This is a genomic window from Streptomyces sp. NPDC048671, from assembly GCF_055587045.1.
Genome location: NZ_JBVJHB010000001.1, coordinates 118,323 through 145,191, shown reverse-complemented (window position 1 = coordinate 145,191; position 26,869 = coordinate 118,323). Strand labels below are relative to the sequence as shown.

The following is a 26,869-nucleotide window of genomic DNA, read 5'->3' as shown; positions in this document are numbered from 1 at the left end:
GGGCACCCTCAGGGTGCCCGGCCGGAATGCTTCCGCCGTGCCGCAGCCCGCCGCCGTCCCGTCCGTCCCCCTGATCAATTAAGTTGGTGGGGCAGCGGGGAACTGCGGTGACGAGGAGAAGTGGGCTGATGTCCGGGATGAACGCACAAAGTCAAACCAGGCTCAACCAGACGCCGGAATGGACCGCGCTGGGAAAGCACCGTGAGCAGCTCGGGACGACCCATCTGCGCGAGCTGTTCGCGGACGATCCGGAGCGGGGCACCGGATACACGCTGCGGGTCGGTGACCTGTACATCGACTACTCCAAGCAGCTGGTCACCGATGAGACGCTCCGGCTGCTGCGCGAACTCGCCGGGGCGACCGGGGTCGCCGCGCTGCGGGACGCGATGTTCCGCGGCGACAAGATCAACACCACCGAGGACCGCGCCGTCCTGCACACCGCGCTGCGCGCCCCGCGCGACGCCGTGATCGAGGTCGACGGCGAGAACGTGGTGCCCGCCGTGCACGCGGTGCTCGACAAGATGGCCGCCTTCTCGGAGCGCGTCAGGTCGGGCGAGTGGACCGGTCACACCGGCAAGCCGATCAAGAACATCGTCAACATCGGCATCGGCGGCTCGGACCTGGGCCCCGCGATGGCGTACGAGGCGCTGCGCTCCTTCACGGACCGCTCGCTGACCGTCCGCTTCGTCTCCAACGTCGACGGCGCCGACCTCCACGAGGCCCTGCACGGTCTCGACCCCGCCGAGACGCTCTTCGTCATCGCGTCGAAGACCTTCACCACGATCGAGACGATCACCAACGCCACCTCTGCCCGCGACTGGCTGCTGACCGGTCTGAGGGCCGGTCAGGACGCGGTGGCCAAGCACTTCGTGGCGCTGTCGACGAACGGCGAGAAGGTCGCGGACTTCGGTATCGACACCGCGAACATGTTCGAGTTCTGGGACTGGGTCGGCGGCCGCTACTCGTACGACTCCGCCATCGGCCTCTCGCTGATGATCGCCATCGGCCCGGACCGGTTCCGCGAGATGCTGGACGGCTTCCACCTCGTCGACGAGCACTTCCGCACCGCCCCGGCCGAGGAGAACGCCCCGCTGCTGCTGGGGCTGCTCGGCGTCTGGTACGGCGCGTTCTTCGACGCCCAGTCGCACGCCGTACTGCCCTACAGCCACTACCTGTCCAAGTTCACCGCGTACCTCCAGCAGCTCGACATGGAGTCCAACGGCAAGTCGGTGGACCGCGACGGCAACCCGGTGGACTGGCAGACCGGACCGGTCGTCTGGGGCACCCCCGGCACGAACGGGCAGCACGCGTACTACCAGCTGATCCACCAGGGCACCAAGGTCATCCCGGCCGACTTCATCGGCTTCGCGGAGCCGGTCGACGGCCTGCTGCCCGGACTGGTCGCCCAGCACGACCTGCTGATGGCCAACTTCTTCGCCCAGACCCAGGCGCTGGCCTTCGGCAGGACACCGGACGAGGTGCGCGCCGAGGGCGTCGCCGATGAGCTGGTGCCGCACAAGACGTTCCGGGGCAACCACCCGACCACGACGATCCTCGCGGACCGGCTGACGCCTTCGGTGCTCGGCCAGCTGATCGCGTTGTACGAGCACAAGGTCTTCGTCCAGGGCGCCGTCTGGAACATCGACTCCTTCGACCAGTGGGGCGTCGAACTCGGCAAGGTCCTCGCCAAGAAGATCGAGCCGGTGCTGACCGAGGACAAGGCGGCCGAGCGCGAGGCCGCCGAGCGGCTGGACAGCTCGACCGCCGCGCTCGTCGCCGCCTACCGCGAGCTCAGGGGACGCTGAGCCCATGGCCACGGGGGAGGGGGCGGTACGGCTGCGGGCTCCGGCGCACACACTGGACTCGCGGGCCGTCCGCTGGTGGCGGACCCGGTGGCTGCTGCTGACCGCCGGTCCGGTGGTGGTCCTGGCCGTGCTGGGCGGGCTCATCGCGCCCGCCCGGTTCTGGCTGCTGCTGCCCGCCGCGGTGCTCGCGGTGCTCGGCACCGGCTGCGCCGTCCTCGTCCCCCTCTGGTGGTTCCGCACCCATCGCTGGGAGGTCACCGACGAGGCGGTGTACGTCCGCACCGGGCTGCTGTGGCAGGAGTGGCGGATCGCGCCGATGTCCCGGATCCAGACCGTGGACACCGTGCGCGGCCCCCTCGAACAGCTCTACCGGCTCGCCACGGTCACCGTCACCACCGCCTCCGCCAAGGGCGCGGTCCGGATCGAGGGCCTCGACCACGAGCTGGCGGCCGAGCTCGCCGAGCGGCTGACCCGGATCACCCAGGACACCCCCGGGGACGCCACATGAGCACGGCGGCCCCGGCCGGGGACTGGCGGTCCCTCGACCGCCGCACGGTCTGGCTCACCACCCTCGTCACCGCCGGGGTCGCGGCCGGTGCCGCCGTGCCGACCACACTCGGGCTCTCCGGACGCCTCGGCTTCGGCCCCGCCGTCGCCTGGGTGCTGACGGGCGCCGCCCTCCTGATCGCCTTCGGCACGGGCGCCGACTACGTACGCTGGCGCCGCACCCGCTACCGCGTCGGCGCCGACCGCGTCGAGCTCCACACCGGTCTGCTGCTGGTCAAGAAGCGCTCGCTGGCACGCGAACGCATCCGGAGCGTCGACGTCACCGCCCATCTGCTCCAGCGCGTCCTCGGGCTCGTCACCGTCCGGATCGGCACCGGTGAGCACACCGGCGGCGAATCCACCCTGGAGCTCGACCCGGTCCTGCGGGCCGAGGGCGAACGGCTGCGCCGCGCACTCCTGGAGCGAGGCCCCACCGCCACCTCGGGCAGCCACCGCGAGGGCGAGCTCGTCGCCCTCGACCCGCGCTGGATCCGCTACGCACCGGTCTCGTTCGTCGCACCCGCGCTCGGCGGCGCGGCGGCCGGGGCCGTACTGCAGGTCAGCGACTGGTTCGGGGCGCAGGGCGAGGTCATCGAATGGGTCGGTGACCGCTACCGGGACACCTCCCTGCTCTCGGTGATCGTGCTCCTCGCCGTCGCCGGAGTACTCGCCGGGGTCGTCGGCGCGCTGGGGCTCTGGGTCGAGATGTGGTGGAACTACCGCCTCGAACGCGAACCCGGCGGCACCCTGCGCATCCGGCGCGGACTGCTCACCTCCCGGTCCGTCTCCATCGAGGAGCGCCGGCTGCGCGGCGTCGACCTCGTCGAGCCGCTCGGCGTCCGGCTGCTGGGCGCCGCCCGGGTCGACGCCATCACCACCGGTCTGGCCAAGGACGACGACGAGCAGCACGGCGACCACAACACCCTGCTGCCCGCCGCGCCCCGGCCGGTCGCCGGTGCCGTCGCCGCCGCCGTGCTCCGCGAGACCGTGTCCCCGACCGGCGCCCCGCTGACCGCGCACCCCGCCACCGCCCGCGGCCGGCGGCTGCGCCGGGTGCTGTGGGCGGTCCTGCTCCCGGTCCTCGTCCTCGCGCTGCTCGGCGCCCTGCTGACGCCCGTCCTGCTCTGGATCGCGCTCGGCTGCGCGGCTGTGGGCCTCCCTGTGGGGGTGCTGCTGGCCCGGGACGCCTACCGCGCTCTGGGACACGCGCTCAGCGGCGCGTACCTGGTGACCCGCTCGGGCGCCCTGCGCCGCTCCACCGCGGCGCTGGAACGGTCCGGGGTGATCGGCTGGACGGTGCGCCAGTCGTACTTCCAGCGGCGGGCCGGGCTGCTGAACATCACCGCCACGACAGCCGCCGGAGCGGGCGCGTACACGGTGTACGACGCGGACGCGGCCGAGGGCCTGGACTTCGCCTCCGAGGCCGTCCACGGCCTGCTGGAGCCCTTTCTGGAGCGGGTTCCGGCGGGGGAGTGAGCCCGATGCGCGCGGGGCTCACTCCCCCGTGAGCCCGATGAGCGCGGGGTGAGCCCCTCACGCCGCGGGCCCGGTCCGCTCCGAGGAGCAGGCCGGGCCCGCGGGTACCGCCACTGCCGGCCGGTCAGGCGGAGGCCGGCGGATAGAGGGCGCGCGGCAGCCGGGACGCCGCCGCCGCGTCCAGCAGCCACAGCGTGCGGCCGCGTCCGTAGGCGCCCGCCGCCGGGGCCTGGATCTCCCCGGCACCCGACAGGGCGATGGCCGCGGCCTCCGCCTTGTCCTCGCCCGCCGCGAGCAGCCACACCTCGCGGGCCGCCCGGATCGCGGGCAGCGTGAGCGTGACCCGGACGGGCGGCGGCTTGGGCGCCCCGCGCACACCGACGACGGTGCGCTCGGTCTCCCGTACCGCGGGCAGCTCGGGGAAGAGCGAGGCGACATGCGTGTCCGGGCCGACGCCCAGCATCAGCACGTCGAACACCGGCACCGGACCGTGGTCCTGCGGACCGGCCGCGGCGGCCAGCTCGGCGGCGTACGCGGCTGCGGCGGCCTCGACGTCCCGCCCGTACGGGCCGTCCGAAGCGGGCATCGCGTGCACCCGGGACGGGTCCAGCGGCACCGAGTCCAGCAGGGCCTCGCGGGCCTGGGTGACATTGCGCTCCGGATCGCCCTCCGGCAGGAACCGCTCGTCGCCCCACCACAGGTCGAGCCGCGACCAGTCGACCGCGTCCCTGGCGGGCGCCCCGGCGAGCGCGGCCAGCAGACCGTTGCCGTTGCGTCCGCCGGTGAGCACCACCGAGGCGTGACCGCGTGCGGCCTGGGCGTCCACGACCTTCGTGATCAGCCGGGCCGCCGCGGCCTGTGCCATCAGCTCCTTGTCGCGGTGCACGACGAGCTGGGGGACGGCGCTCACTTCGACGCCGCCTTCTTCGCCGCCGTCTTCTTGGCCGGAGCGGCGGGTGCGGCGGCCGCGGTGGCCTCGGTGGACGAGTCGCCCGTCTTCGCGGCCGCGGCGGCCTTGGGCGCCCCCGCTTCCCCGAGCCGTTCCACGCCGAACTTCACCGAGGACTCATAGGTGTTGTCCGGGTCGAGCCGGCGCAGCTCCTCGGCCAGCAGCTCCGCGGTCTCCCGGCGCTTGAGCGCCACCGCGCGGTCCGGCTGATCCACCATGGAGAGCGTGGCCAGCGAACCGTCGGCCCGGTCCAGCACGATCGTGCCGTTCCTGGTCTCCATCCGGACGGCCGTCAGACCCGGGCCGCCCGACATGGTGCGTTCCACCGGAACCTGGAGCCGGTCCGCGAGCCACATGGCCAGCAGCTCGCAGCTCGGGTTCTCGGACTCGCCCTCGACCGAGGCCGAGACGACCTCCACGGTCTGCTGGTCGAGCGCGGCCGCCAGCATCGAGCGCCACGGCGTGATCCGGGTCCAGGCCAGATCCGTGTCGCCGGGGGTGTACGACTTCGCGCGCACCGCCAGTTCGGCGCTCGGGTGCTCCGCCGAGTACGCGTCCGTGATCCGGCGCTGGGCGAGCGCGCCCAGCGGGTCCTTCGCCGGATCGGCGGGCGCCGCCTCGGGCCACCAGACCACGACCGGCGCGTCGGGCAGCAGCAGCGGAAGGACCACCGACTGCGCGTGGTTGGCCAGTTCGCCGTAGAGCCGCAGCACCACGGTCTCGCCGGTGCCCGCGTCGGAGCCGACCCGGACCTCGGCGTCCAGCCGCGCGTCGCGCCGGCTGCGCGGCGAACGGCTGACCCGCTTGATCACCGCGATGATCCGCGAGGGGTGCTCGCGCGAGGCGTCGCCCGCCGACTTGAGAGCGTCGTAGGCGTTCTCCTCGTCGGTGACGATGACCAGCGTGAGGACCATGCCGATCGCCGGGGTGCCGATGGCACGGCGGGCCGACACGAGCGCCTGGTTGATCTTGCTGGAAGTGGTTTCCGTGAGATCGATCTTCATGGCCGGCGCCAGCTCCGTCCGTCTCGTGCGAGCATCTCGTCCGCCTCGGCCGGGCCCCAGGTGCCCGACGGGTACTGCGCGGGCTTGCCGTGCTTGTCCCAGTACTCCTCGATCGGGTCGAGGATGTCCCAGGAGAGTTCGACCTCCTGGTGGCGGGGGAAGAGGTTGGCGTCGCCGAGCAGCACATCGAGGATGAGCCGCTCGTACGCCTCCGGGCTGGACTCCGTGAAGGACTCGCCGTAGGCGAAGTCCATCGTGACGTCCCGGACCTCCATCGAGGTGCCGGGCACCTTGGAGCCGAACCGCACGGTCACGCCCTCGTCCGGCTGGACCCGGATGACCAGGGCGTTGCTGCCCAGCTCCTCGGTCGCGCCGGACTCGAAGGGCAGATACGGGGCGCGCTTGAAGACGATCGCGATCTCGGTGACCCGGCGGCCGAGCCGCTTCCCGGTCCGGAGATAGAACGGCACACCCGCCCAGCGGCGGTTGTTGATCGTCAGCTTGATCGCGGCGAAGGTGTCGGTCGTCGACTTGGGGTCGATACCGTCCTCCTCCAGGTAGCCGAGGACTTCCTCGCCGCCCTGCCACGCGTGCGCGTACTGGCCGCGCACGGTGTGCTTGCCGAGGTCGTCCGGCAGCTCGACGGCCGTGAGCACCTTGAGCTTCTCGGCCACCAGCGCCTTCGGGTGGAAGGAGCCGGGCTCCTCCATCGCGGTCAGCGCCAGCAGCTGGAGCAGGTGGTTCTGGATGACGTCCCGCGCGGCGCCGATGCCGTCGTAGTAGCCGGCCCGGCCGCCGATGCCGATGTCCTCGGCCATCGTGATCTGGACGTGGTCCACGTACGAACGGTTCCAGATCGGCTCGAACATCGTGTTGGCGAACCGCAGCGCCAGGATGTTCTGGACCGTCTCCTTGCCCAGGTAGTGGTCGATCCGGAAGACCTCGTTGGGCGGGAACACATCGTGCACGAGCTGGTTGAGCTCCTGCGCGCTCTTGAGGTCGTGGCCGAAGGGCTTCTCGATGACGGCGCGCCGCCAGGAACCCTCCTTCTGGTCGGCGAGCCCGTGCTTCTTGAGCTGCTGGACGACCTTGGGGAAGAACTTCGGCGGCACGGAGAGGTAGAAGGCGAAGTTGCCGCCCGTCCCCTGTGCCTTGTCGAGCTCCTGGATGGTCGCCTTCAGGGTCTCGAAGGCGTCGTCGTCGTCGAAGGTGCCCTGGACGAAGCGCATCCCCTGGATGAGCTGCTGCCAGACCTCTTCACGGAACGGGGTACGGGCGTGCTGCTTGACGGCGTCGTGGACCTCCTGGGCGAAGTCCTCGTCCTGCCATTCGCGGCGCGCGAAACCGATGAGCGAGAAGCCCGGCGGCAGCAGGCCGCGATTGGCCAGGTCGTAGACGGCGGGCATCAGCTTTTTACGGGACAAATCGCCCGTGACGCCAAAGATGACCAGGCCCGACGGCCCCGCGATGCGCGGGAGCCGTCGATCCTGGGCGTCACGGAGCGGGTTGGCTCCGGGAACACCAGACAAAGTGGTCAGCCCTCCGAAGGGGCGAGGCGCTTGAGTTCCGCCTCTGTCGAGTTGAGCAGGTCGATCCAGGCCGCCTCGAACTTCTCGACGCCCTCGTCCTCAAGGAGCTGGACGACGTCGTCGTAGCTGACCCCGAGCTCCTTGATCGCGTCGAGGTCGGCACGGGCCTGGCCGTAGCCACCGGTGACGGTGTCGCCGGTGATCTCGCCGTGGTCGGCCACCGCGTCCAGAGTCGCCTCCGGCATGGTGTTGACCGTGTTCGGCGCGACGAGGTCGTCGACGTACAGGGTGTCCTTGAGGGACGGGTCCTTGACGCCGGTGGAGGCCCACAGCGGACGCTGCTTATTGGCCCGCGCCTTGTCGAGGGCCGCCCAGCGCTCGCCGCCGAAGACCTCCTCGTACGCCTCGTAGGCCAGGCGCGCGTTGGCGAGGGCGGACTTGCCCTTGGCGGCCTTGGCCGCGTCGCTGCCGATCGCGTCGAGCCGCTTGTCGATCTCGGTGTCGACACGGGAGACGAAGAACGAGGCCACCGAGTAGATCTTGGAGAGGTCCAGGCCCGTGGCCTTCGCCTTCTCCAGGCCCGCCAGGTAGGCGTCCATGACCTCGCGGTAGCGCTCCAGCGAGAAGATCAGCGTGACGTTGACGCTGATGCCCCTGCCGATGACCTCGGTGATCGCCGGCAGGCCGGCCTTCGTCGCCGGGATCTTGATGAGCGTGTTCGGCCGGTCCACCAGCCAGGCCAGCTGCTTGGCCTCGGCGACGGTGGCATCCGTGTGGTGCGCCAGGCGCGGGTCGACCTCGATGGAGACCCGGCCGTCCTGGCCGTCCGTGCTGTCGAAGACCGGACGCAGGATGTCGGCGGCGTCACGGACGTCCGCCGTCGTGATCATGCGGATGGCCTCGTCGACCGTGACCTTGCGGGTGGCGAGGTCGGTGAGCTGCTGCTCGTAACCGTCGCCGTGCGAGATCGCCTTCTGGAAGATCGAGGGGTTGGTGGTGACGCCCACCACGTGCTGCTGGTCGATCAGCTCGGCCAGGTTGCCCGAGGTGATCCGCTTGCGCGACAGGTCATCGAGCCAGATCGCCACGCCCTCGTCGGAGAGGCGCTTGAGTGCGTCTGTCATGAGAATTGCATCTCCTACTAGTCGTATAACGGCGTCAGCGTGCGGCGGCCGCGAGAGATTCCCGGGCGGCGGCGGCAACGTGCTCGGCGGTGAAGCCGAACTCGCGGAAGAGGACCTTGGCGTCCGCCGAGGCACCGAAGTGCTCCAGCGAGACGATCCGGCCGGCGTCTCCGACGTACCGGTACCAGGTCAGCGCGATGCCCGCCTCGACGGCCACGCGTGCCTTCACGGACGGCGGCAGGACGCTGTCCTTGTACGCCTGGTCCTGCTCCTCGAACCACTCGACACACGGCATCGAGACCACCCGGGTCGGGATGCCGGCCGCCTGCAGCTCCTCGCGCGCCCCGACGGCGAGCTGTACCTCGGAACCGGTGCCGATCAGGATCAGCTGCGGCGTCGCGACGTGCCCGTCGGGCGTCTGCGCGTCGAAGAGGACGTAGCCGCCCTTGGCCGCGTTCTCGTTCGCCCCGTACGTCGGCACGCCCTGGCGGGTCAGCGCCAGGCCGTGCGGGGCGCCCTTGCCGAACACCTTGGTGTAGCGGCGCAGGATCTCGCGCCAGGCGATCGTGGTCTCGTTGGCGTCGGCCGGGCGGACGATGTTCAGGCCCGGGATCGCGCGCAGCGAGGCCAGGTGCTCCACCGGCTGGTGGGTCGGGCCGTCCTCGCCGAGGCCGATGGAGTCGTGCGTCCACACGTACGTCACGGGTGCGTGCATCAGCGCGGACAGGCGCACGGCGTTGCGCATGTAGTCGGAGAACACCAGGAAGGTGCCGCCGTAGACGCGGGTGTTGCCGTGCAGCGCGATGCCGTTCATGGCGGCGGCCATGGCGTGCTCGCGGATGCCGAAGTGGATCGTGCGCCCGTACGGGTCGGCGCCCGGCAGCGGATTGCCGACCGGGAGGAACGACGACGTCTTGTCGATCGTGGTGTTGTTCGAGCCCGCGAGGTCGGCGGAGCCGCCCCACAGCTCGGGCACGATCTCGCCGAGCGCCTGGAGCACCTTGCCGGAGGCGGCGCGGGTGGCGACACCCTTGCCGGTCTCGAAGACCGGAAGGCTGTCCTCCCAGCCCTTGGGCAGCTCGCCCGCGCGGATGCGGTCGAACTCGGCGGCGCGCTCCGGGTTCGCGGTGCGCCAGGCGGCGAAGGTCTTCTCCCACACGGCCTTGGCCTCACGGCCGCGGTCCAGCGCCTCACGGGTGTGCGCGATGACCTCGTCGGCGACCTGGAAGGACTTCTCCGGGTCGAAGCCGAGGACCTTCTTGGTCGCGGCGACCTCGTCGGCGCCGAGGGCCGAGCCGTGCGCGGCCTCGGTGTTCTGGGCGTGCGGAGCGGGCCACGCGATGATCGAGCGGGCCGCGATGAACGACGGGCGGGTGGTCTCGGCCTTCGCGGCCAGGAGCGCCTCGTACAGACCCGCCGGGTCCAGGTCACCGCTGGGCAGCTGCGCGACACGCTGGACGTGCCAGCCGTAGGCCTCGTAGCGCTTGAGGGTGTCCTCGGAGACCGCGGTCTCCGTGTCGCCCTCGATGGAGATGTGGTTGTCGTCCCACAGGAGGACCAGGTTGCCCAGCTTCTGGTGCCCGGCCAGCGAGGACGCCTCCGCGGAGATGCCCTCCTGGAGGCAGCCGTCACCGGCGACGGCCCAGATCATGTGGTCGAACGGGGAGGTGCCGGGGGCCGCCTCGGGGTCGAACAGGCCGCGCTCGTAGCGGGAGGCCATGGCCATGCCCACGGCGTTCGCGACACCCTGGCCCAGCGGACCGGTGGTCGTCTCCACGCCCGTGGTGTGGCCGTACTCCGGGTGGCCAGGAGTCTTCGAGCCCCAGGTGCGGAAGGCTTCGAGGTCCTCCAGCTCCAGGCCGTACCCGGCCAGGTAGAGCTGGATGTAGAGGGTCAGGCTGCTGTGGCCCACCGAGAGCACGAACCGGTCACGGCCGGTCCACTCCGCGTCGGCGGGGTCGTGCCGCATCACCTTCTGGAAGAGGGTGTACGCGGCGGGAGCCAGGCTCATGGCCGTACCCGGGTGGCCGTTTCCGACCTTCTGTACGGCGTCCGCGGCGAGAACGCGGACGGTGTCCACGGCCCGCTGGTCCAATTCGGTCCACTGGAGGTCTGTGGTGGTCGGCTTGGTGCTCACCCTGAGTCAGGGCTCCTCTCCACTGTTGTAAACCGGTGGCTGTGACCGCACCGGGCACTATCGAGCCTACCCTCGTCGCAACCCGCGATTTCCGGTAAATCCCAGGGTGCGGGCGGTCCGCCGGATTCGCCTCCCGTATGAGCGCACAGGCTCACCGATGCGCCACTCCGATGAGCGCCGGGACCCACTCCTGAGGTGCTCCGGAACACCCCCGGGCGGGTCCTCCGGGCGCCCGCGAATCCCGGCGTGTCACCTGGATGAGCCAGGCCCTGCGCGCAGGTGCCGCAACGGCCCTCCACGCCACATCAACACGACCCCACCCCCGCGAAGGACGGCATGTCCTCAACGTCTACAGTGGACTGGTTCGCGCAAGTCTTTACCGGGCCTTCACGCCCGGAGCTTGCTGGGATTTCTCTGTCAGGGGTGTGCGTGACGGCCGTCGAGTCCCGACCCGCAGGGGTCGCCTTGACTCCGAGCCCAGGGGGCCATCGCCCATTCGGGGCCCGTGTCAAGGCATTCGTGGCACTGACCAAGCCTCGGATCATCGAGCTGTTGCTGATCACCACTGTTCCAGTGATGTTCCTGGCCGCTCAGGGTGTACCCGACCTGTGGCTCGTGCTCACTACCACCATCGGCGGCTACCTGTCCGCCGGCGGTGCCAATGCACTGAACATGTACATCGACCGCGACATCGACGCGTTGATGGACCGTACGTCGCAGCGACCGCTGGTCACCGGCATGGTGAGCCCGCGCGAGTGCCTGGCCTTCGGTATCGCCCTCGCGGTGATCTCGACGGCCTGGTTCGGTCTGCTGGTGAACTGGCTGTCGGCGGCACTGTCGCTCGGCGCCCTGCTCTTCTACGTCGTCGTGTACACGATGCTGTTGAAGCGCCGCACCTCGCAGAACATCGTCTGGGGCGGTATCGCGGGCTGCATGCCGGTCCTCATCGGCTGGTCGGCCGTGACGAACTCGGTGTCCTGGGCCGCGGTGATCCTCTTCGCCGTCATCTTCTTCTGGACGCCGCCGCACTACTGGCCGCTCTCCATGAAGGTGAAGGACGACTACGCGCGGGTCGGTGTCCCGATGCTTCCGGTCGTCGCCACCAACCGGGTGGTCGCCCGCCAGATCGTGCTCTACAGCTGGGTCATGGTCATCGTCTCGCTGCTGCTGACCCCGCTGGGCTACACCGGCTGGTTCTACACGGTGGTGGCCGTGCTCACCGGCGGCTTCTGGCTCTGGGAGGCGCACGGCCTGCAGAGCCGCGCCAAGGCCGGCGCCGCCGGGGCCAAGCTCAAGGAGATGCGGCTGTTCCACTGGTCGATCACCTATGTGTCGCTGCTGTTCGTCGCCGTCGCGGTGGACCCCTTCCTGAGGTAGTCCGCCCCTTCGACCTCCGCCGACGGGCGGGGTGCGTGGCCCACGCCACGCGCCCCGCCCGTCGCCAGTTGTACTACCCGTCGGTAGCATCCTGTCCATGGCAGAGACGGCTGAGACCCAGCAGGTGGACGGCAGGCGGGCGGCGCGCGCGGAGCGCAGGGCGGCGCGCCTCGCCAAGCAGATCGGTGCCTTCGCGAAGGCCCACGGCGGCGCCGAGGGGCAGCTCGCCTACCTCGGACAGACGGGCACCCGCATCGTCCTCGTCGGCGAGGACGGCGGCTGGGGCGATCTGGTCGCCCCGTCGTACGCGGTCGCCGAGAGCGCCGCGCGGAAGTCCGGGATCACGATGCACGAGTCCTTCGACGGCGAGTTCGCCGCCAAGGTGCGCACGGGCCCGTACGAGTGGACGCGGATGGCCGGCATCCAGGTCGGCGGCCCGGCCAACAAGGGCTGAGGGCCGAAGGGCCGAGCAGGCCGAGCAGGCCGAGCAGGCCGAACGGGTTGCACAGGCCGAACGGGCCGCACAGGCCGAACAGACACCGCGGCGGAGGCCGGTCGGGCATCAGTCCGACCGGCCTCCGCCGTTTCCGTGCCCGCCCACCGGCGAACCCGAGTTTCACTTAATTAGTAATTAATCTTGACGGTCCCGGCCGGGCAACAGATCGTGACTGGAGTCACGACAGCATCGCTGAACCCGAGGAGCCGACCCGCACCATGAACGCAAACCCCCGCTTCGCCGACAAGGTGGCCGTGGTCACCGGAGCCGCCTCGGGCATCGGCGCGGCCACCGCCGAACGGCTCGCCGCGGAGGGCGCCGCGGTGATCCTCGCGGACATCGCGGAAGGCCCCGGCGAGAGCGTCGCCGAAGGCATCCGCGCCGGGGGCGGCCGGGCCCGCTTCGTCCGCACGGACGTCTCCGACGAGGGCGACTGGCAGCGGGCCGTGGCCGCCGCGCACACCTTCGGCCCCGTCGGCGTCCTGGTGAGCAACGCCTACACGGTCGATGTCACCCCCGCCCACGAGATGACCCTCGCCTCCTGGGAGCGGCAGCTCGCGGTCAACCTCACCGGCACCTTCCTCGGCTTCCGGGCGGTCCTGCCCGACCTGCGCGCACAGCGCGGCGCCGCGGTGCTGACCTCCTCGGTCCACGCCCACAAGGGCATCCCCGGACACCCCGCCTACGCCGCGTCCAAGGGCGCGCTGCTGTCGCTGTGCGGACAGCTCGCGGTGGAGTACGGGCCCGAGGTGCGGGTCAACGCCGTACTGCCGGGTCCCATCCTCACCGGGGCCTGGGACCGGGTGGGGGAGGAGGACCGCCGCAAGACCGTCGCCGAGACCGCCGCGGGCCGGTTCGGCACCCCCGAGGAGGCGGCCGCGGCCATCGCCTTCCTCGCCGCCGACGAAGCGTCCTACATCACCGGATCGAGCCTGCTCGTGGACGGCGGCTGGTCCGTCGTCAAGGCCTCGGCCTGACCCCCGCCGTATCCCGTCGCACAGCAGAAAGGCACACGGACATGACGCCATACGCGCGCCGCGGAGTGCACGGCCAGACCGTGGAGACTCTCGCGCGCCGGGTCCTGAGCGGCGAGATCCCCGAAGGGGCGACACTCGACCTCGTGGCGCTCCAGGGCGAGCTTGACGTCAGCCTGACCGCCCTGCGCGAGTCCCTGAAGGTCCTCGCGGCCAAGGGGATCGTGGACGCCCGCCAGAAGCGCGGCACCTTCGTCAGGGCCCGCGCGGACTGGAACCTGCTCGACGCGGACGTACTGCGCTGGCAGTTCGCCGGCGGCACCGGACCGGGCGTCGACCTGGCACTCCTGCGCAACCTGGGCGAGGTCCGCGGCATCGTCGAACCGGCCGCCGTCCGGCTGGCCGCCGACCGCCGCACCGACGCGGACCTGGCCGTCCTCGAAGCCGCGATCACCGCGATGGGCGAGCAGGAGGGCGGCCCCGCCCACGCGGTCGAGGCGGACCTCGCCTTCCACCGCGCCCTCCTCGCGGCCACCCACAACGAACTGCTGGAACGCATGGAGATGGTCATCGAGTCCGGCCTCGCCCACCGCGACGAGATCGTGCACAGCTCCCAGCACGGCGAGGACCCGGTCCCGAGCCACCGAGCCGTCCTGGACGCCGTCCGCGACCGGGACCCGGCCGCCGCCGAGCACGCCATGCGGGCCTTGCTCGACCAGGCCGTACGCGACCTCGACCGGGCCCACGGCACCGCGGACGTCCATGGCACCTCCGGCACCGACGAAGGGGCCGCGGACACACAGGTCACCGCCTCCGGCACCGACGAGGGGACCGCGGACGTACATGTCACCGCCGCCGGCACCGACGAGGGGACCGTGAAACGGTGAAGATCACCCGTATCGAGACCTTCCTCGTCCCGCCGCGCTGGCTGTTCTGCCGGATCGAGACCGACGAGGGCGTCGTCGGCTGGGGCGAACCCGTCGTCGAGGGCCGCGCCGAGGTCGTCAGGGCCGCCGTGGACGTCCTCGCCGAATACCTGATCGGCCGGGACCCGCTGCGTATCCAGGACCACTGGCAGGTGCTCAGCAAGGGCGGCTTCTACCGGGGCGGCCCGGTGCTCTCCAGCGCCGTCGCCGGAATCGACCAGGCGCTGTGGGACATCGCCGGGAAGACGTACGGCGCCCCCGTCCACGCCCTGCTCGGCGGTCCCGTGCGCGACCGGGTCCGGGTCTACGCCTGGGTCGGCGGCGACGAACCCGCCCGCCTCGCCGAGGAGGTCACCGCCCAGGTCGAGGCCGGCTTCACCGCCGTCAAGATGAACGCGGCCGGCCGCACCTCACCGCTGGCAACGCCCGCCGAGACCGCCGCCGTCGTCGAACGGGTCGCCGCCGTCCGCGACGTGCTCGGCCCCGGCCGCGACGTCGCCATCGACATGCACGGCAGATTCGGACCGGCCGGGGCCCGCCGGGTCCTGCACGCCGTCGAGGCGCTGCACCCGCTGTTCGTGGAGGAACCCCTCCTGCCCGAGCAGGGACATCTGCTGCCCGCCCTCACCGCCGCCACCTCCGTCCCCATCGCCACCGGCGAACGGCTCTACGGGCGCGCCGAGTTCCTGCCCGCGCTGACGGCCGGGATCGCGGTCGCCCAGCCGGACCTCTCGCACGCCGGGGGCATCTCCGAGGTCCACCGCATCGGCTCGCTCGCCGACACCTTCGGGGTGCAGCTCGCCCCGCACTGCCCGCTGGGCCCCATCGCGCTGGCGGCCAGTCTCCAGATCGCGTTCGCCACCCCGAACTTCCTCATCCAGGAGCAGAGCCGGGGCATCCACTACAACAAGGACGCCGACCTGCTGAGTTACGTCGTGGACACCGAGCCGTACCGCTTCGACGCCGGCCACGCCCGGCGCACCGACCGGCCGGGGCTCGGCATCACCGTGGACGAGAACGCCGTCCGCGCGGCGAGCCGTTCCGGACACGCCTGGCGCAACCCGGTGTGGCGGCACGACGACGGATCGTTCGCCGAATGGTGAGCGCCCCGGCGGGGACCGTTCACGTTTCGGCGCCGGGGTTCAGGCCGTCGCGGGCTCCGGCTGCTCGGCCGCCGGGCCGGGCACCTCGGCGACGGCCACCGGCCGCTCGCGCTGCGACAGCAGGACGCGCAGCACCCCGATCCACACCAGGCACGAGCCGAACATGTGCAGCCCGACGAGGATCTCCGGCGTGTCCGTGAAGTACTGGACGTACCCGATCACACCCTGCGCCATCAGGATCAGGAAGAGGTCCCGGGCACGGTGCAGCGGGCCGATGGGCGCGTCGACGGCCTTCAGGACGAACCAGAGCGCGACGGTCAGTGCCACCACGACCCAGGCGAGATCGGCGTGCAGCTGCGCGATCATCTTCCAGTCGATCGGGATGCGGTGGACGTCGCTGGAGTCCCCGGCGTGCCGGCCGGCCCCCGTGACCACCGTGCCGACCGCGATCAGCAGCCCGGCCGCCACCACCAGCAGCCAGGTCAGCTGCGAGACCGCCTTGCCGACCAGCGGACGGGGCGCGGTGTCGCCCTCCCCGACGCGGTGCCAGGTCAGCAGGGCGATCGTGAGGAGTGCGGTGGCCAGCAGGAAGTGCGCCGCGACGGTGTACGGGTTCAGGCCGACGAGTACGACGACGCCACCCAGCACCGCGTTGCCCATCACCACCCAGAACTGCGCCCAGCCGAGCCGGGTGAGACTGCGCCGCCGGGGCTTCGCGGACCGGGCGGCGATGATCGCCCAGCCGACAACGGCACACAGGACGTACGTGAGCATCCGGTTGCCGAACTCGATGGCGCCGTGCAGGCCCATCTCGCTCGTCGCCGTCAGCGAGTCGTCGGAGCACTTGGGCCAGGTCGGGCAGCCGAGACCGGAACCGGTCAGCCGGACCGCACCGCCGGCCACGATGATCACCATGGCCAGCACGACGGATGCCAGGGCGGCACGCCGGACGGTCCGGGGGGACGGCGTCCAGCGATCGGCGATGTACTGAAGCGGGTTTCGCACGGCTTGAGCGACTTCGGCTCGGGTCAGCTTGGGCACGGGGACCATCGTAGGCGGCCGCTTGTGCAAGCTTTCACGAGGGGGACGAACCATGACCTGTCGCGTGTCCCGGGTCACTCCCAGCGGAAGAAGCGCGCCGCCGCGCCCAGGCCCAGCACCGCCCACACGGCCAGGATGCCGAGGTCGCCCCACGGCATCGCCGCACCGTGCTGGAGGACGTCCCGCAGGCCGTCGGAGAGGGCCGCGATCGGCAGCAGCCCCAGCACCGACTGGACACCGTCCGGGAACTTGTCCAGCGGCACGATGACCCCGCCGCCGACCAGCAGCAGCAGGAAGACCAGGTTGGCCGCGGCGAGGGTCGCCTCCGCCTTCAGCGTCCCGGCCATCAGCAGGCCGAGCCCGGAGAACGCGGCGGTGCCCAGGACGAGCAGCAGCAGGACGGCGAACGGGTTGCCGTGCGGCGACCAGCCCAGCGCGAAGGCGATCACCGTGAGCAGCGCCACCTGGAGCACCTCGGTGACCAGCACGGCGAGGGTCTTGGCGGTCATCAGCGCCCAGCGGGGCAGCGGGGAGGCGCCGAGCCGCTTGAGCACCCCGTAGCGCCGCTCGAAGCCGGTGGCGATGGCCTGGCCGGTGAAGGCCGTGGACATCACGGCGAGCGCGAGGATGCCGGGGGTCAGGAAGTCGACCGACGCGCCCGAGCCGGTGTCCACGATGTCGACCGCGCTGAACAGGACCAGCAGCAGCGTCGGGATGACCACCGTCAGCAGCAGCTGCTCGCCGTTGCGCAGCAGCATCCGCGTCTCCAGCGCGGTCTGCGCGGCGATCATGCGGGGCAGCGGGGCCGCGCCCGGCCGGGGGGTGTACGTACCGGCGCTCATGCGCGCAGCTCCTTTCCGGTCAGTTCCAGGAAGACGTCCTCCAGGGTGTGGCGCTCGACGGAGATACCGGAGGGCATCACGCCGTTCTGCGCGCACCAGGAGGTGACGGTGGCCAGCAGCTGCGGGTCGACCTGGCCGGTGATGCGGTACGCGCCCGTGCCGAGCTCGACCGCCTCCGTTCCGTCGGGCAGTGCCTTCAGCAGGGAGCCGAGATCGAGACCGGGGCGGCCGGTGAAGCGCAGGGTGTTCTCGGCGCCGCCGCGGCAGAGCGTCTCCGGGCTGCCCTGGGCGACGAGCCGGCCCGCGTCGATGATCGCGACGTCGTCGGCGAGCTCCTCGGCCTCGTCCATGAAGTGGGTGGTGAGCACGACGGACACGCCGTCGCCGCGCAGTTCCCGTACGAGGTCCCAGGTGGAGCGGCGGGCCTGCGGGTCGAGGCCCGCGGTCGGCTCGTCGAGGAAGACCAGCTCGGGGCGGCCGACGACGGCCATCGCGAGGGCGAGCCGCTGCTGCTGGCCGCCGGAGAGCCGGCGGTAGGTGGTGCGGCCGCAGCCGCCCAGCCCCAGGCGCTCGATCAGGGCGTCCACGTCCAGCGGGTGGGCGTGGAGTTTCGCAGTGTGGCGGAGCATCTCGTCGGCGCGTGCGCCGGAGTAGACGCCGCCGGACTGGAGCATCACGCCGATCCGGGGGCGCAGCCGCGCCGCGTCGGTGACGGGGTCGAGACCGAGGACCCGGACCGTCCCCTCATCCGGACGGCGGTACCCCTCGCATGTCTCGATCGTGGTGGTCTTCCCGGCGCCGTTGGGGCCGAGGACCGCGGTGACCGCACCGGCGTCCACGCACAGGTCGAGGCCGTCCACCGCCGTACGGTCGCCGTACCGCTTCACCAGGCCACGGACCTGGACAGCCGGGCCGGACGGGGGTGGGGCGGGCTCGCTCTTCATGGGCGGTAAGTCTAGGCAGCCGCCTCCGGGGCCCCCGTCCCGGGGCTTGATTAGGTGACCCTAAGTGATTGATTCCACGGGAGATCGTTTCGGACCGTGGTTGTCAGGGCCGGATGAATTACGCAACAATGGCGTTGTGAAATACGTTGGCGAGGCTCCGCAGGAGGAACTCGCGACCGGTGAGCGCTCGACGCGCAACCGGATCGCGCGCTCCGTCCTGGACCACGGCCCGTCCACCGCCGCCGATCTCGCGAAGCGCCTGGGGCTCACCCAGGCCGCCGTCCGCCGTCAGCTCGACGCCCTCGTATCCGACGATGTCGTGGAGGCCCGCGAGCAGCGGGTGTACGGGGCGCGGACCCGTGGCCGTCCGGCCAAGGTGTTCGCCCTGACCGACTGCGGCCGGGACGCCTTCGACCAGTCCTACGACGAGCTCGCCGCGGACGCCCTGCGCTGGATCGCCGAGACCGCGGGCGACGGAGCGGTCATGGCGTTCGCCCGTGCCAGGGCCGCCGACCAGGTGGCTTCCTATCGCGCGGCGATCGACGCCGCGGACCCCGAGACCCGTACGGAGGCCTTGGCCAAGGCCTTGTCCGCCGACGGGTACGCTGCTACGGCGCGTAGCGCGCCGGCCCCGCAGCAGGGCGAGCAGCTGTGCCAGCACCACTGCCCGGTCGCACACGTCGCCGAGCAGTACCCGCAGCTGTGCGAGGCGGAGACGGAGATCTTCTCCAGTCTCCTGGGGACCCATGTGCAGCGTCTCGCCACCATCGCCCACGGCGACGGGGTGTGCACGACCTACATCCCGCGCAGCGGTCACCCCACTTCACAGACGACTGATTCAGCATCCACAAGCAAGTCCGGGAGGAACCCCGCATGACGCTCCCTACGGAGACTGCCCACCCTGAGCTCGATGGCCTGGGCACGTACGAATTCGGCTGGGCCGACTCCGACGCGGCAGGCGCGACGGCCAAGCGCGGCCTCTCCGAGGCTGTCGTCCGCGACATCTCGGACAAGAAGAACGAGCCCGAGTGGATGCTGAAGCTGCGGCTCAAGGGCCTCAAGCTCTTCGGCAAGAAGCCCATGCCGAACTGGGGCTCGGACCTGTCGGGCATCGACTTCGACAACATCAAGTACTTCGTGCGCTCGACGGAGAAGCAGGCGGAGTCCTGGGAGGACCTGCCCGAGGACATCAAGAACACGTACGACAAGCTCGGTATCCCGGAGGCGGAGAAGCAGCGCCTCGTCGCCGGTGTCGCCGCGCAGTACGAGTCCGAGGTCGTCTACCACCAGATCAACGAGGAGCTGGAGGCGCAGGGTGTCATCTTCATGGACACCGACACCGCGCTGAAGGAGCACCCGGAGCTCTTCAGGGAGTACTTCGGCACCGTCATCCCCGTCGGTGACAACAAGTTCGCCTCGCTGAACACGGCCGTGTGGTCCGGTGGCTCGTTCATCTACGTGCCGAAGGGCGTGCACGTCGAGATCCCGCTCCAGGCCTACTTCCGTATCAACACGGAGAACATGGGCCAGTTCGAGCGGACGCTGATCATCGTCGACGAGGACGCCTACGTCCACTACGTCGAGGGCTGCACCGCGCCGATCTACTCCTCGGACTCGCTGCACTCCGCGGTCGTCGAGATCATCGTGAAGAAGGGCGGCCGCTGCCGCTACACGACGATCCAGAACTGGTCGAACAACGTCTACAACCTGGTGACCAAGCGCGCCGTCGCCTACGAGGGCGCGACCATGGAGTGGGTCGACGGCAACATCGGCTCCAAGGTCACCATGAAGTACCCGGCCATCTACCTGATGGGCGAGCACGCCAAGGGCGAGACCCTGTCCATCGCCTTCGCGGGCGAGGGCCAGCACCAGGACGCCGGCGCCAAGATGGTCCACATGGCCCCGAACACCTCGTCCAACATCGTCTCCAAGTCGGTGGCACGAGGCGGCGGCCGCACCTCCTACCGCGGTCTGATCGAGATCGGCGAGGGCGCGCCGGGCGCGAAGTCCAACGTCCTGTGCGACGCGCTGCTGGTCGACACGATCTCGCGCTCCGACACCTACCCCTACGTCGACGTCCGCGAGGACGACGTGTCGATGGGGCACGAGGCGACCGTCTCCAAGGTCTCCGAGGACCAGCTCTTCTACCTGATGAGCCGCGGCATGACCGAGTTCGAGGCGATGGCGATGATCGTGCGCGGCTTCGTCGAGCCGATCGCGAAGGAACTCCCGATGGAGTACGCCCTTGAGCTCAACCGGCTGATCGAGCTGCAGATGGAGGGTTCGGTCGGCTAGTACGCCGGCGACCGAATCCCCCTGACATCTGTCTGACTGAGAAAGAGAGCACTACGACAGCCATGGCTGAGGCTCAGAATATTCCGGCGGGCTCCACCACCGCCGGCTCCATCGCGGTGGCCGCCGAGTCGACCGTCGCCACGCGCATGAGCGCGCCCCCGTCCTTCGACGTCGCGGACTTCCCGGTCCCGCACGGCCGCGAGGAGGAGTGGCGGTTCACGCCGCTGGAGCGGCTGCGCGGGCTGCACGACGGCACGGCCGTCGCCAACGGCGGCGGTGTGAAGGTCGCGATCGAGGCGCCCTCGGGCGTCACGGTCGAGACCGTCGGCCGCGACGACGCCCGCCTCGGCAAGGCCGGCACCCCGGTGGACCGGGTGGCCGCACAGGCCTACTCGTCCTTCGAGCAGGCCTCCGTCGTCACCGTCGACAAGGAAGCCGTGCTCACCGAGCCGATCCGGATCGCGGTGCACGGCGAGGGCGGCGTGGCCTACGGCCACCAGGTCATCACCCTGGGCGCCTTCGCCGAGGCCGTCGTCGTCATCGACCACACCGGCGACGCGGTGCTCGCCGCCAACATCGACTACGTCCTCGGCGACGGTGCGAAGCTGACCGTCGTCTCCGTCCAGGACTGGGACGAGAACGCCGTCCACGTCGGCCAGCACAACGCGCTGGTCGGCCGGGACGCCTCCTTCAAGTCCATCGTCGTCACCTTCGGCGGCGACGTCGTCCGGCTCCACCCGCGGATCGCCTACGCGGGCCCCGGCGGCGAGGCCGAGCTCTTCGGCCTGTACTTCACCGACAAGGGCCAGCACCAGGAGCACCGCCTCCTGGTCGACCACAACGCCCCGCACTGCAAGTCCAACGTGGCCTACAAGGGCGCGCTGCAGGGCGACGGCGCGCACGCCGTGTGGATCGGTGACGTCCTGATCCAGGCCAGCGCCGAGGGCACCGACACCTACGAGATGAACCGCAACCTGGTTCTCACCGACGGTGCGCGGGTCGACTCGGTGCCGAACCTGGAGATCGAGACCGGCGAGATCGTCGGCGCCGGCCACGCCTCCGCGACCGGCCGCTTCGACGACGAGCAGCTGTTCTACCTCCAGTCCCGCGGCATCCCCGCCGAGGAGGCCCGCCGCCTCGTCGTGCGCGGCTTCTTCGCCGAGCTGGTCCAGCAGATCGGCCTGCCGGACGTCGAAGCCCGTCTCCTCGACAAGATCGAGACCGAGCTGAAGGCGTCGGTCTGATGGCCTTCGTCAAAGCCTGTGCGCTGAGCGAGCTGGAGGACGACACCCCCAAGCGGGTGGAGCTCGACGGCACGCCGGTGTCCGTCATCCGCACCGAGGGCGAGGTGTTCGCGATCAACGACATCTGCTCGCACGCGAACGTCTCACTGTCCGAGGGCGAGGTCGAGGACTGCATGATCGAGTGCTGGCTGCACGGATCGAGCTTCGACCTGCGCACCGGCAAGCCGTCCGGCCTTCCCGCGACGCGCCCCGTCCCCGTATACCCCGTCAAGATCCAAGGGGACGATGTGCTCGTCTCCGTCACCCAGGAGACCTGAGTCACCCATGGCAACGCTTGAAATCCACGACCTGCACGTCACCGTCGAGGCCGACAACGCCACGAAGGAGATCCTCAAGGGCGTCGACCTGACCGTGAAGCAGGGCGAGACCCACGCCATCATGGGCCCCAACGGGTCCGGCAAGTCCACCCTCGCGTACTCCCTCGCGGGCCACCCCAAGTACACGGTCACCAGCGGCACGGTGACCCTGGACGGCGAGAACGTCCTGGAGATGACCGTCGACGAGCGCGCCCGCGCCGGTCTCTTCCTCGCCATGCAGTACCCGGTCGAGATCCCCGGTGTCTCGGTCTCCAACTTCCTGCGCACCTCCGCCACCGCCGTCCGCGGCGAGGCCCCCAAGCTGCGTACCTGGGTGAAGGAGGTCAAGGAGGCGATGTCCGAGCTCCACATGGACCCCGCCTTCGCCGAGCGCAACGTGAACGAGGGCTTCTCCGGCGGTGAGAAGAAGCGCCACGAGATCCTTCAGCTGGAGCTCCTCAAGCCGAAGATGGCGATCCTCGACGAGACGGACTCCGGTCTGGACGTCGACGCGCTGAAGACCGTCTCCGAGGGCGTCAACCGGGTCCGCGAGTCCGGCGAGGTCGGCACGCTGCTGATCACGCACTACACGCGCATCCTCAAGTACATCAAGCCCGACTTCGTGCACGTCTTCGCCAACGGCCGCATCGCCGCGTCCGGCGGCGCCGAGCTCGCCGACAAGCTGGAGAACGAGGGCTACGAGGCCTACACGAAGGGTGGCGCTTCCGCGTGACTGACGCCCGACAGGGGCTCTCCGGCCTCCTCGACACCGAGGCGATCCGCAAGGACTTCCCGATCCTGGACCGCACGGTCCACGACGGCAAGAAGATCGTGTACCTGGACAACGCGGCGACCTCGCAGAAGCCGCGCCAGGTGCTCGATGCCCTCAACGAGTACTACGAGCGGCACAACGCCAACGTCCACCGCGGCGTGCACGTGCTCGCGGAAGAGGCCACGGCGCTGTACGAAGGCGCCCGTGACAAGGTCGCGGCGTTCATCAACGCGCCCAGCCGCAACGAGGTGATCTTCACCAAGAACGCCTCGGAGTCGCTCAACCTCGTGGCCAACATGCTCGGCTGGGCCGACGAGCCCTACCGGGTCGACCACGAGACCGAGATCGTCATCACGGAGATGGAGCACCACTCCAACATCGTGCCGTGGCAGCTGCTCTCGCAGCGCACCGGCGCGAAGCTGAAGTGGTTCGGCATCACCGACGACGGCCGGCTCGACCTGTCCAACATCAACGAGATCATCACCGAGAAGACGAAGATCGTCTCCTTCACGCTGGTCTCGAACATCATGGGCACGATCAACCCGGTCGAGCAGATCGTCCGTCGCGCCCAGGAAGTCGGCGCCCTGGTCTGCATCGACGCCTCGCAGGCGGCCCCGCACATGGTGCTCGACGTGCAGGCGCTGCAGGCCGACTTCGTGGCCTTCACCGGCCACAAGATGGTCGGACCGACCGGCATCGGTGTGCTCTGGGGACGGCAGGAGCTCCTGGAGGACCTGCCGCCGTTCCTCGGCGGCGGCGAGATGATCGAGACCGTGTCGATGCACTCGTCGACGTACGCCCCGGCGCCGCACAAGTTCGAGGCCGGTACGCCCCCGATCGCCCAGGCCGTCGGCCTCGGCGCGGCCGTGGACTACCTCTCGGCGATCGGCATGGAGAACATCCACCGCCACGAGCAGGCGATCACCGAGTACGCGGTGAAGCGGCTCCTGGAGGTCCCGGACCTCAGGATCATCGGTCCGGCCACCGCCGAGGACCGCGGGGCCACGATCTCCTTCACGCTCGGCGACATCCACCCGCACGACGTGGGCCAGGTACTCGACGAGCAGGGCCTCGCCGTCCGGGTCGGACACCACTGCGCACGGCCGGTCTGCCTGCGGTACGGAATTCCTGCGACGACGCGAGCGTCGTTCTATCTGTACTCCACGCCCGCCGAGGTCGACGCCCTGGTGGACGGTCTGGAACACGTCCGGAACTTTTTCGGTTAGACAGCGGCGAGGGTTGACTGGTGAAGCTTGATTCCATGTACCAGGAAGTGATCCTGGACCACTACAAGCACCCCCACGGGCGTGGCCTGCGGGACGGCGACGCCGAGGTGCATCACGTCAATCCGACGTGCGGTGACGAGATCACGCTGCGCGTGCGGTACGACGGTGAGACCATCGCCGATGTGAGCTACGAGGGCCAGGGCTGCTCCATCAGCCAGGCCAGCGCCTCCGTGCTGAACGAACTGCTGGTCGGCAAGGAACTGGGCGAGGCCCAGAAGATCCAGGCCGCGTTCCTGGAACTGATGCAGTCCAAGGGACAGCTGGAGCCGGACGAGGCGATGGAGGAGGTGCTGGAGGACGCGGTCGCGTTCGCCGGCGTCTCCAAGTACCCGGCCCGGGTCAAATGCGCGCTGCTGAGCTGGATGGCGTGGAAAGACGCGACGGCGAAGGCGCTGTCCGAAGGGAAGACGGCATGAGCGAAAACGAGACTCTCACCACCAAGCCGGCCTCCGAGGAGGAGGTCCGCGAGGCGCTGTACGACGTCGTCGACCCCGAGCTGGGCATCGATGTCGTCAACCTGGGCCTGATCTACGGCATCCATGTGGACGACGCGAACATCGCCACCCTCGACATGACCCTGACGTCGGCGGCCTGCCCGCTGACCGATGTCATCGAGGACCAGGCGAGGTCCGCCACCGACGGCATCGTCAACGAGCTGCGGATCAACTGGGTCTGGATGCCGCCGTGGGGTCCCGACAAGATCACGGACGACGGCCGCGAGCAGCTGCGCGCGCTGGGCTTCAACGTCTGAGCACCCCCGTACGAGCGTGAACGGCCCCCGGCACAAGCCTGCCGGGGGCCGTTCGGCGTTGTTCGTCCGCGATATCCCCGGCGTCCGCCCGGCCGAACCCCAGGGTTCGCGCTCCCCACGGCCGTGCCCGCCGGTCCGCCCGGCGAGCGCGGCCGTTTCGCTGTCCGTCGACGGCACGGCCCGGCCGAATGCGCCGCCCGGCGAGCGACACGGCGCGCTGCCCGGTCGTCGCGGTGACCTCCACCGCGTAGCCCGCACCGGTCACGCGGCACGCTCCCCACCCGGGTGCCGCTTCACGACCGCTCCCCGTGCTCGGCGGCCAGATGCCGTTTGCGCAGCACACGGCAGTCGGTCGCCCTGCTCTCGTCCCTCTCCCGCCGGGCCACGGCTTCGGCGAGATCGAGTTCCTGGCACTTACGGCACTTACGGCACTTACGGCGCTCACGGCACTCGGGGTCGCTGCTGGAGGTCATGCCACTTCCCCCCGGCTCCTGGCGTTCTCGTACGCGGTACGGGCGCGGAGGCGCTCGTCGCGGGTGGCGGGGCGGATGAATTCGGGGACGGCTTCCCACTCGGGACCCCCGCCGATCGGCCGCAGTGACCAGTAGGGGCCGGAGGCTCCTCGGAACTCCCCGACGCGGTCGTTACGGCTGCTGTCCACCATGAGCGTGCCGGCGGGCGGGAGTTGGGCGCGTTGCTGCTCAGACACTTCCGCTCCTCTCTGTAGTCGTTTCACTACCAAGGGCGTTCAGCGTGGCTTAGAGTCAGGGTGTCTTCAACTTACGGAGAACGACAGGCAAGTTGGGTATCGGATGGTGAACCGAAAGGAACTTGACCCCGAGCGGTCGCCCAGCGCGGCGTTCGGGGCACTTCTTCGCAGCTTGAGGGATGAGCGAGGCTGGACACAGGACGAGCTGGCAGAGCGCATCGGGTGTTCCGGGGCGCACATTTCCGCCGTCGAAACTGGGCGGCGGACTCCAACTCAACAGTTCGCGGCAAGTGCTGACAGAGCCCTCGGAAGCGGAGATCGACTGCAACGTCAGAGCCGGGCCGTCCGGTACAGAGCGCTGCTTGAAGGATTTCCGGAGTACGTGGCGCACGAGGGACGCGCTGTGGAGATCAGGCTCTATGAAGTCGGTGTGATACCTGGTCTGCTCCAGACACATGAATACGCGTCAGCGCTCGGAGACAGCACTGTGAAACGGGGCGTTGCCTCCCGGGACCAGGCCGACGAACGAATTGCCCTGATCGCGCAGCGTCAGGCGTCGCTGACACGAACGCCGTCCCCGCTGGTATTTGTGGTCCTCGACGAGAGCTGCCTTCTCCGTCCCATCGGTGGCAGCACACTCATGGACGCACAGTTCGTGCGACTGATGGAGTTTGCCGAGCTGCCGAACACCGTGCTTCAGGTTGCCCCGTTCGACATCGGGGTTCGTCGCCCGATGACGTTGCCGGTAACGTTGCTCACGATGCCGGACCGCTCGCTCGTGTCGTACGCGGAGTCCGCCAATCGGGGTCACCTGGAGCGGGACAGCGGATCGGTAGTGCCCTTGTTGACGGACTACCATCAACTACAGGCCGAAGCGCTGCCCCGAGCGGCGTCCGTGGCCATGATTAACCAGTTACGAAAGGGCAACCCGTGACGACCGAATCCCCCCGTTGGTTCAAGTCCTCATTCAGCGAGAACGGTGGCCAGTGTGTCGAGGTCGCTACCAACCTCGTTACCCAGCATGGCGTGGTCCCCGTACGTGACTCCAAGAGCCTCGCCGGCCCGGTCCTGAACGTCGCCGCCGCTTCGTTCGCCTCCTTCGTGGCCGGCGTCAGGGCAGGAGAGTTCGGCGCCGTCTGACCACTGTGTGGATGTTCCGTCTTGATCGACCAGTTGCGAAAGG

At 70.1% G+C, this 26,869-nt stretch carries 28 protein-coding genes; 18 read left to right on the top strand and 10 right to left on the bottom strand.

The window, feature by feature from the left end:
• Positions 1-137 precede the first annotated feature (137 nt).
• From pgi to ACZ6S6_RS00720, 3 genes are read left to right on the top strand one after another with little or no spacing between them, the layout of a single operon-like run.
• The gene (gene pgi, locus ACZ6S6_RS00730) at positions 138-1,805 is read left to right on the top strand and encodes a glucose-6-phosphate isomerase (protein WP_469702727.1); all 1,668 of its coding nucleotides are present in this window, start codon (positions 138-140) and stop codon (positions 1,803-1,805) included.
• Between the two features lie 4 nt (positions 1,806-1,809).
• Positions 1,810-2,313: a PH domain-containing protein gene (locus ACZ6S6_RS00725; protein ID WP_469702725.1), complete on the top strand. Its 504-nt coding sequence runs from the start codon at positions 1,810-1,812 to the stop codon at positions 2,311-2,313.
• The gene (locus tag ACZ6S6_RS00720) at positions 2,310-3,827 is read left to right on the top strand and encodes a PH domain-containing protein (RefSeq protein WP_469702723.1); all 1,518 of its coding nucleotides are present in this window, start codon (positions 2,310-2,312) and stop codon (positions 3,825-3,827) included. The genes ACZ6S6_RS00725 and ACZ6S6_RS00720 overlap by 4 nt, the downstream gene beginning before the upstream one ends.
• Positions 3,828-3,951: 124 nt before the next feature.
• Here the strand turns inward: ACZ6S6_RS00720 and pgl are convergent, their stop codons facing one another.
• From pgl to tkt, 5 genes are read right to left on the bottom strand one after another with little or no spacing between them, the layout of a single operon-like run.
• Positions 3,952-4,737, bottom strand: coding sequence for a 6-phosphogluconolactonase (pgl, locus tag ACZ6S6_RS00715; protein ID WP_469702720.1), 786 nt, complete (start codon positions 4,735-4,737; stop codon positions 3,952-3,954).
• Complete coding sequence (gene opcA, locus ACZ6S6_RS00710; RefSeq protein ID WP_469702718.1) at positions 4,734-5,780, bottom strand: glucose-6-phosphate dehydrogenase assembly protein OpcA; 1,047 nt, start codon at positions 5,778-5,780, stop codon at positions 4,734-4,736. Before opcA ends, pgl begins: the two co-directional genes overlap by 4 nt.
• Positions 5,777-7,309, bottom strand: a complete 1,533-nt coding sequence (gene zwf / locus ACZ6S6_RS00705; RefSeq protein ID WP_362962016.1) for a glucose-6-phosphate dehydrogenase — start codon at positions 7,307-7,309, stop codon at positions 5,777-5,779. Before zwf ends, opcA begins: the two co-directional genes overlap by 4 nt.
• Positions 7,310-7,314: 5 nt before the next feature.
• Positions 7,315-8,433, bottom strand: coding sequence for a transaldolase (tal, locus tag ACZ6S6_RS00700; protein ID WP_362962018.1), 1,119 nt, complete (start codon positions 8,431-8,433; stop codon positions 7,315-7,317).
• Positions 8,434-8,467: 34 nt separating this feature from the next.
• Positions 8,468-10,570 (bottom strand): transketolase, encoded by a 2,103-nt coding sequence (tkt, locus tag ACZ6S6_RS00695; protein ID WP_362962020.1) that lies wholly within the window; start codon positions 10,568-10,570, stop codon positions 8,468-8,470.
• A 423-nt stretch (positions 10,571-10,993) separates the two neighbouring features.
• On the opposite strand from tkt, the gene ACZ6S6_RS00690 reads away from it, so the two are divergent.
• The 5 genes from ACZ6S6_RS00690 to dgoD all read left to right on the top strand — a co-directional run bounded on the left by ACZ6S6_RS00690 (position 10,994) and on the right by dgoD (position 15,446).
• The gene (locus ACZ6S6_RS00690) at positions 10,994-11,947 is read left to right on the top strand and encodes a heme o synthase (RefSeq protein ID WP_362962022.1); all 954 of its coding nucleotides are present in this window, start codon (positions 10,994-10,996) and stop codon (positions 11,945-11,947) included.
• Positions 11,948-12,044: 97 nt separating this feature from the next.
• Entirely contained in the window at positions 12,045-12,401 is a 357-nt protein-coding gene (locus ACZ6S6_RS00685; protein WP_469702713.1) for a hypothetical protein, read from the top strand.
• 260 nt (positions 12,402-12,661) lie between these two features.
• A complete protein-coding gene (locus ACZ6S6_RS00680; RefSeq protein ID WP_469702711.1) occupies positions 12,662-13,420 on the top strand; it encodes an SDR family NAD(P)-dependent oxidoreductase in 759 nt (252 codons plus the stop codon).
• 41 nt (positions 13,421-13,461) lie between these two features.
• Positions 13,462-14,304: a FadR/GntR family transcriptional regulator gene (locus tag ACZ6S6_RS00675; RefSeq protein ID WP_469702708.1), complete on the top strand. Its 843-nt coding sequence runs from the start codon at positions 13,462-13,464 to the stop codon at positions 14,302-14,304.
• Positions 14,301-15,446, top strand: a complete 1,146-nt coding sequence (gene dgoD / locus ACZ6S6_RS00670) for a galactonate dehydratase (RefSeq protein ID WP_469702706.1) — start codon at positions 14,301-14,303, stop codon at positions 15,444-15,446. The genes ACZ6S6_RS00675 and dgoD overlap by 4 nt, the downstream gene beginning before the upstream one ends.
• Before the next feature lie 39 nt (positions 15,447-15,485).
• Here the strand turns inward: dgoD and ACZ6S6_RS00665 are convergent, their stop codons facing one another.
• From ACZ6S6_RS00665 to ACZ6S6_RS00655, 3 genes are all read right to left on the bottom strand, one after another.
• On the bottom strand, positions 15,486-16,496 hold the full coding sequence (locus ACZ6S6_RS00665) for a COX15/CtaA family protein (RefSeq protein ID WP_469702704.1): 1,011 nt from the start codon (positions 16,494-16,496) through the stop codon (positions 15,486-15,488).
• Between the two features lie 65 nt (positions 16,497-16,561).
• Positions 16,562-17,329, bottom strand: a complete 768-nt coding sequence (locus tag ACZ6S6_RS00660; RefSeq protein WP_469702701.1) for an ABC transporter permease — start codon at positions 17,327-17,329, stop codon at positions 16,562-16,564.
• Complete coding sequence (locus ACZ6S6_RS00655; protein WP_362962036.1) at positions 17,326-18,273, bottom strand: ABC transporter ATP-binding protein; 948 nt, start codon at positions 18,271-18,273, stop codon at positions 17,326-17,328. Before ACZ6S6_RS00655 ends, ACZ6S6_RS00660 begins: the two co-directional genes overlap by 4 nt.
• A 136-nt stretch (positions 18,274-18,409) precedes the next feature.
• On the opposite strand from ACZ6S6_RS00655, the gene ACZ6S6_RS00650 reads away from it, so the two are divergent.
• The 8 genes from ACZ6S6_RS00650 to ACZ6S6_RS00615 all read left to right on the top strand — a co-directional run bounded on the left by ACZ6S6_RS00650 (position 18,410) and on the right by ACZ6S6_RS00615 (position 24,977).
• Positions 18,410-19,150 (top strand): helix-turn-helix transcriptional regulator, encoded by a 741-nt coding sequence (locus ACZ6S6_RS00650; protein ID WP_362962038.1) that lies wholly within the window; start codon positions 18,410-18,412, stop codon positions 19,148-19,150.
• Positions 19,147-20,568, top strand: coding sequence for a Fe-S cluster assembly protein SufB (sufB, locus tag ACZ6S6_RS00645; RefSeq protein ID WP_362962040.1), 1,422 nt, complete (start codon positions 19,147-19,149; stop codon positions 20,566-20,568). Before ACZ6S6_RS00650 ends, sufB begins: the two co-directional genes overlap by 4 nt.
• Positions 20,569-20,630: 62 nt before the next feature.
• Positions 20,631-21,812: a Fe-S cluster assembly protein SufD gene (gene sufD / locus ACZ6S6_RS00640; RefSeq protein WP_362962041.1), complete on the top strand. Its 1,182-nt coding sequence runs from the start codon at positions 20,631-20,633 to the stop codon at positions 21,810-21,812.
• Positions 21,812-22,129 (top strand): bifunctional 3-phenylpropionate/cinnamic acid dioxygenase ferredoxin subunit, encoded by a 318-nt coding sequence (locus tag ACZ6S6_RS00635; protein WP_362962043.1) that lies wholly within the window; start codon positions 21,812-21,814, stop codon positions 22,127-22,129. Before sufD ends, ACZ6S6_RS00635 begins: the two co-directional genes overlap by 1 nt.
• Positions 22,130-22,136: 7 nt before the next feature.
• Entirely contained in the window at positions 22,137-22,901 is a 765-nt protein-coding gene (gene sufC, locus ACZ6S6_RS00630) for a Fe-S cluster assembly ATPase SufC (protein WP_362962045.1), read from the top strand.
• A complete protein-coding gene (locus ACZ6S6_RS00625) occupies positions 22,898-24,166 on the top strand; it encodes a cysteine desulfurase (protein WP_362962047.1) in 1,269 nt (422 codons plus the stop codon). Before sufC ends, ACZ6S6_RS00625 begins: the two co-directional genes overlap by 4 nt.
• A 20-nt stretch (positions 24,167-24,186) precedes the next feature.
• On the top strand, positions 24,187-24,642 hold the full coding sequence (sufU, locus tag ACZ6S6_RS00620; RefSeq protein ID WP_306052627.1) for a Fe-S cluster assembly sulfur transfer protein SufU: 456 nt from the start codon (positions 24,187-24,189) through the stop codon (positions 24,640-24,642).
• Positions 24,639-24,977, top strand: a complete 339-nt coding sequence (locus ACZ6S6_RS00615) for a metal-sulfur cluster assembly factor (protein ID WP_362962050.1) — start codon at positions 24,639-24,641, stop codon at positions 24,975-24,977. Before sufU ends, ACZ6S6_RS00615 begins: the two co-directional genes overlap by 4 nt.
• A gap of 293 nt (positions 24,978-25,270) precedes the next feature.
• Here the strand turns inward: ACZ6S6_RS00615 and ACZ6S6_RS00610 are convergent, their stop codons facing one another.
• Entirely contained in the window at positions 25,271-25,450 is a 180-nt protein-coding gene (locus ACZ6S6_RS00610; RefSeq protein ID WP_469702693.1) for a hypothetical protein, read from the bottom strand.
• Entirely contained in the window at positions 25,447-25,641 is a 195-nt protein-coding gene (locus ACZ6S6_RS00605) for a hypothetical protein (protein ID WP_362962094.1), read from the bottom strand. Before ACZ6S6_RS00605 ends, ACZ6S6_RS00610 begins: the two co-directional genes overlap by 4 nt.
• Before the next feature lie 148 nt (positions 25,642-25,789).
• Here ACZ6S6_RS00605 and ACZ6S6_RS00600 point away from each other — a divergent pair, with 148 nt between their 5' ends.
• Together ACZ6S6_RS00600 and ACZ6S6_RS00595 are read left to right on the top strand one after the other, a co-directional pair.
• A complete protein-coding gene (locus ACZ6S6_RS00600; protein WP_362962054.1) occupies positions 25,790-26,620 on the top strand; it encodes a helix-turn-helix domain-containing protein in 831 nt (276 codons plus the stop codon).
• The gene (locus ACZ6S6_RS00595; RefSeq protein WP_362962056.1) at positions 26,617-26,826 is read left to right on the top strand and encodes a DUF397 domain-containing protein; all 210 of its coding nucleotides are present in this window, start codon (positions 26,617-26,619) and stop codon (positions 26,824-26,826) included. The genes ACZ6S6_RS00600 and ACZ6S6_RS00595 overlap by 4 nt, the downstream gene beginning before the upstream one ends.
• The last annotated feature ends 43 nt before the right edge of the window (positions 26,827-26,869 follow it).

Coding starts and splice junctions, on each gene's coding strand:
- pgi (WP_469702727.1), top strand. CDS start 138: ATGAACGCACAAAGTCAAACCAGGCTCAACCAGACGCCGGAATGGACC.
- ACZ6S6_RS00725 (WP_469702725.1), top strand. CDS start 1,810: ATGGCCACGGGGGAGGGGGCGGTACGGCTGCGGGCTCCGGCGCACACA.
- ACZ6S6_RS00720 (WP_469702723.1), top strand. CDS start 2,310: ATGAGCACGGCGGCCCCGGCCGGGGACTGGCGGTCCCTCGACCGCCGC.
- opcA (WP_469702718.1), bottom strand. CDS start 5,780: ATGAAGATCGATCTCACGGAAACCACTTCCAGCAAGATCAACCAGGCG.
- tal (WP_362962018.1), bottom strand. CDS start 8,433: ATGACAGACGCACTCAAGCGCCTCTCCGACGAGGGCGTGGCGATCTGG.
- ACZ6S6_RS00685 (WP_469702713.1), top strand. CDS start 12,045: ATGGCAGAGACGGCTGAGACCCAGCAGGTGGACGGCAGGCGGGCGGCG.
- ACZ6S6_RS00680 (WP_469702711.1), top strand. CDS start 12,662: ATGAACGCAAACCCCCGCTTCGCCGACAAGGTGGCCGTGGTCACCGGA.
- ACZ6S6_RS00675 (WP_469702708.1), top strand. CDS start 13,462: ATGACGCCATACGCGCGCCGCGGAGTGCACGGCCAGACCGTGGAGACT.
- ACZ6S6_RS00665 (WP_469702704.1), bottom strand. CDS start 16,496: ATGGTCCCCGTGCCCAAGCTGACCCGAGCCGAAGTCGCTCAAGCCGTG.
- ACZ6S6_RS00660 (WP_469702701.1), bottom strand. CDS start 17,329: ATGAGCGCCGGTACGTACACCCCCCGGCCGGGCGCGGCCCCGCTGCCC.
- ACZ6S6_RS00655 (WP_362962036.1), bottom strand. CDS start 18,273: ATGAAGAGCGAGCCCGCCCCACCCCCGTCCGGCCCGGCTGTCCAGGTC.
- sufB (WP_362962040.1), top strand. CDS start 19,147: ATGACGCTCCCTACGGAGACTGCCCACCCTGAGCTCGATGGCCTGGGC.
- sufD (WP_362962041.1), top strand. CDS start 20,631: ATGGCTGAGGCTCAGAATATTCCGGCGGGCTCCACCACCGCCGGCTCC.
- ACZ6S6_RS00635 (WP_362962043.1), top strand. CDS start 21,812: ATGGCCTTCGTCAAAGCCTGTGCGCTGAGCGAGCTGGAGGACGACACC.
- sufC (WP_362962045.1), top strand. CDS start 22,137: ATGGCAACGCTTGAAATCCACGACCTGCACGTCACCGTCGAGGCCGAC.
- ACZ6S6_RS00615 (WP_362962050.1), top strand. CDS start 24,639: ATGAGCGAAAACGAGACTCTCACCACCAAGCCGGCCTCCGAGGAGGAG.
- ACZ6S6_RS00610 (WP_469702693.1), bottom strand. CDS start 25,450: ATGACCTCCAGCAGCGACCCCGAGTGCCGTGAGCGCCGTAAGTGCCGT.
- ACZ6S6_RS00605 (WP_362962094.1), bottom strand. CDS start 25,641: ATGGTGGACAGCAGCCGTAACGACCGCGTCGGGGAGTTCCGAGGAGCC.
- ACZ6S6_RS00600 (WP_362962054.1), top strand. CDS start 25,790: ATGGTGAACCGAAAGGAACTTGACCCCGAGCGGTCGCCCAGCGCGGCG.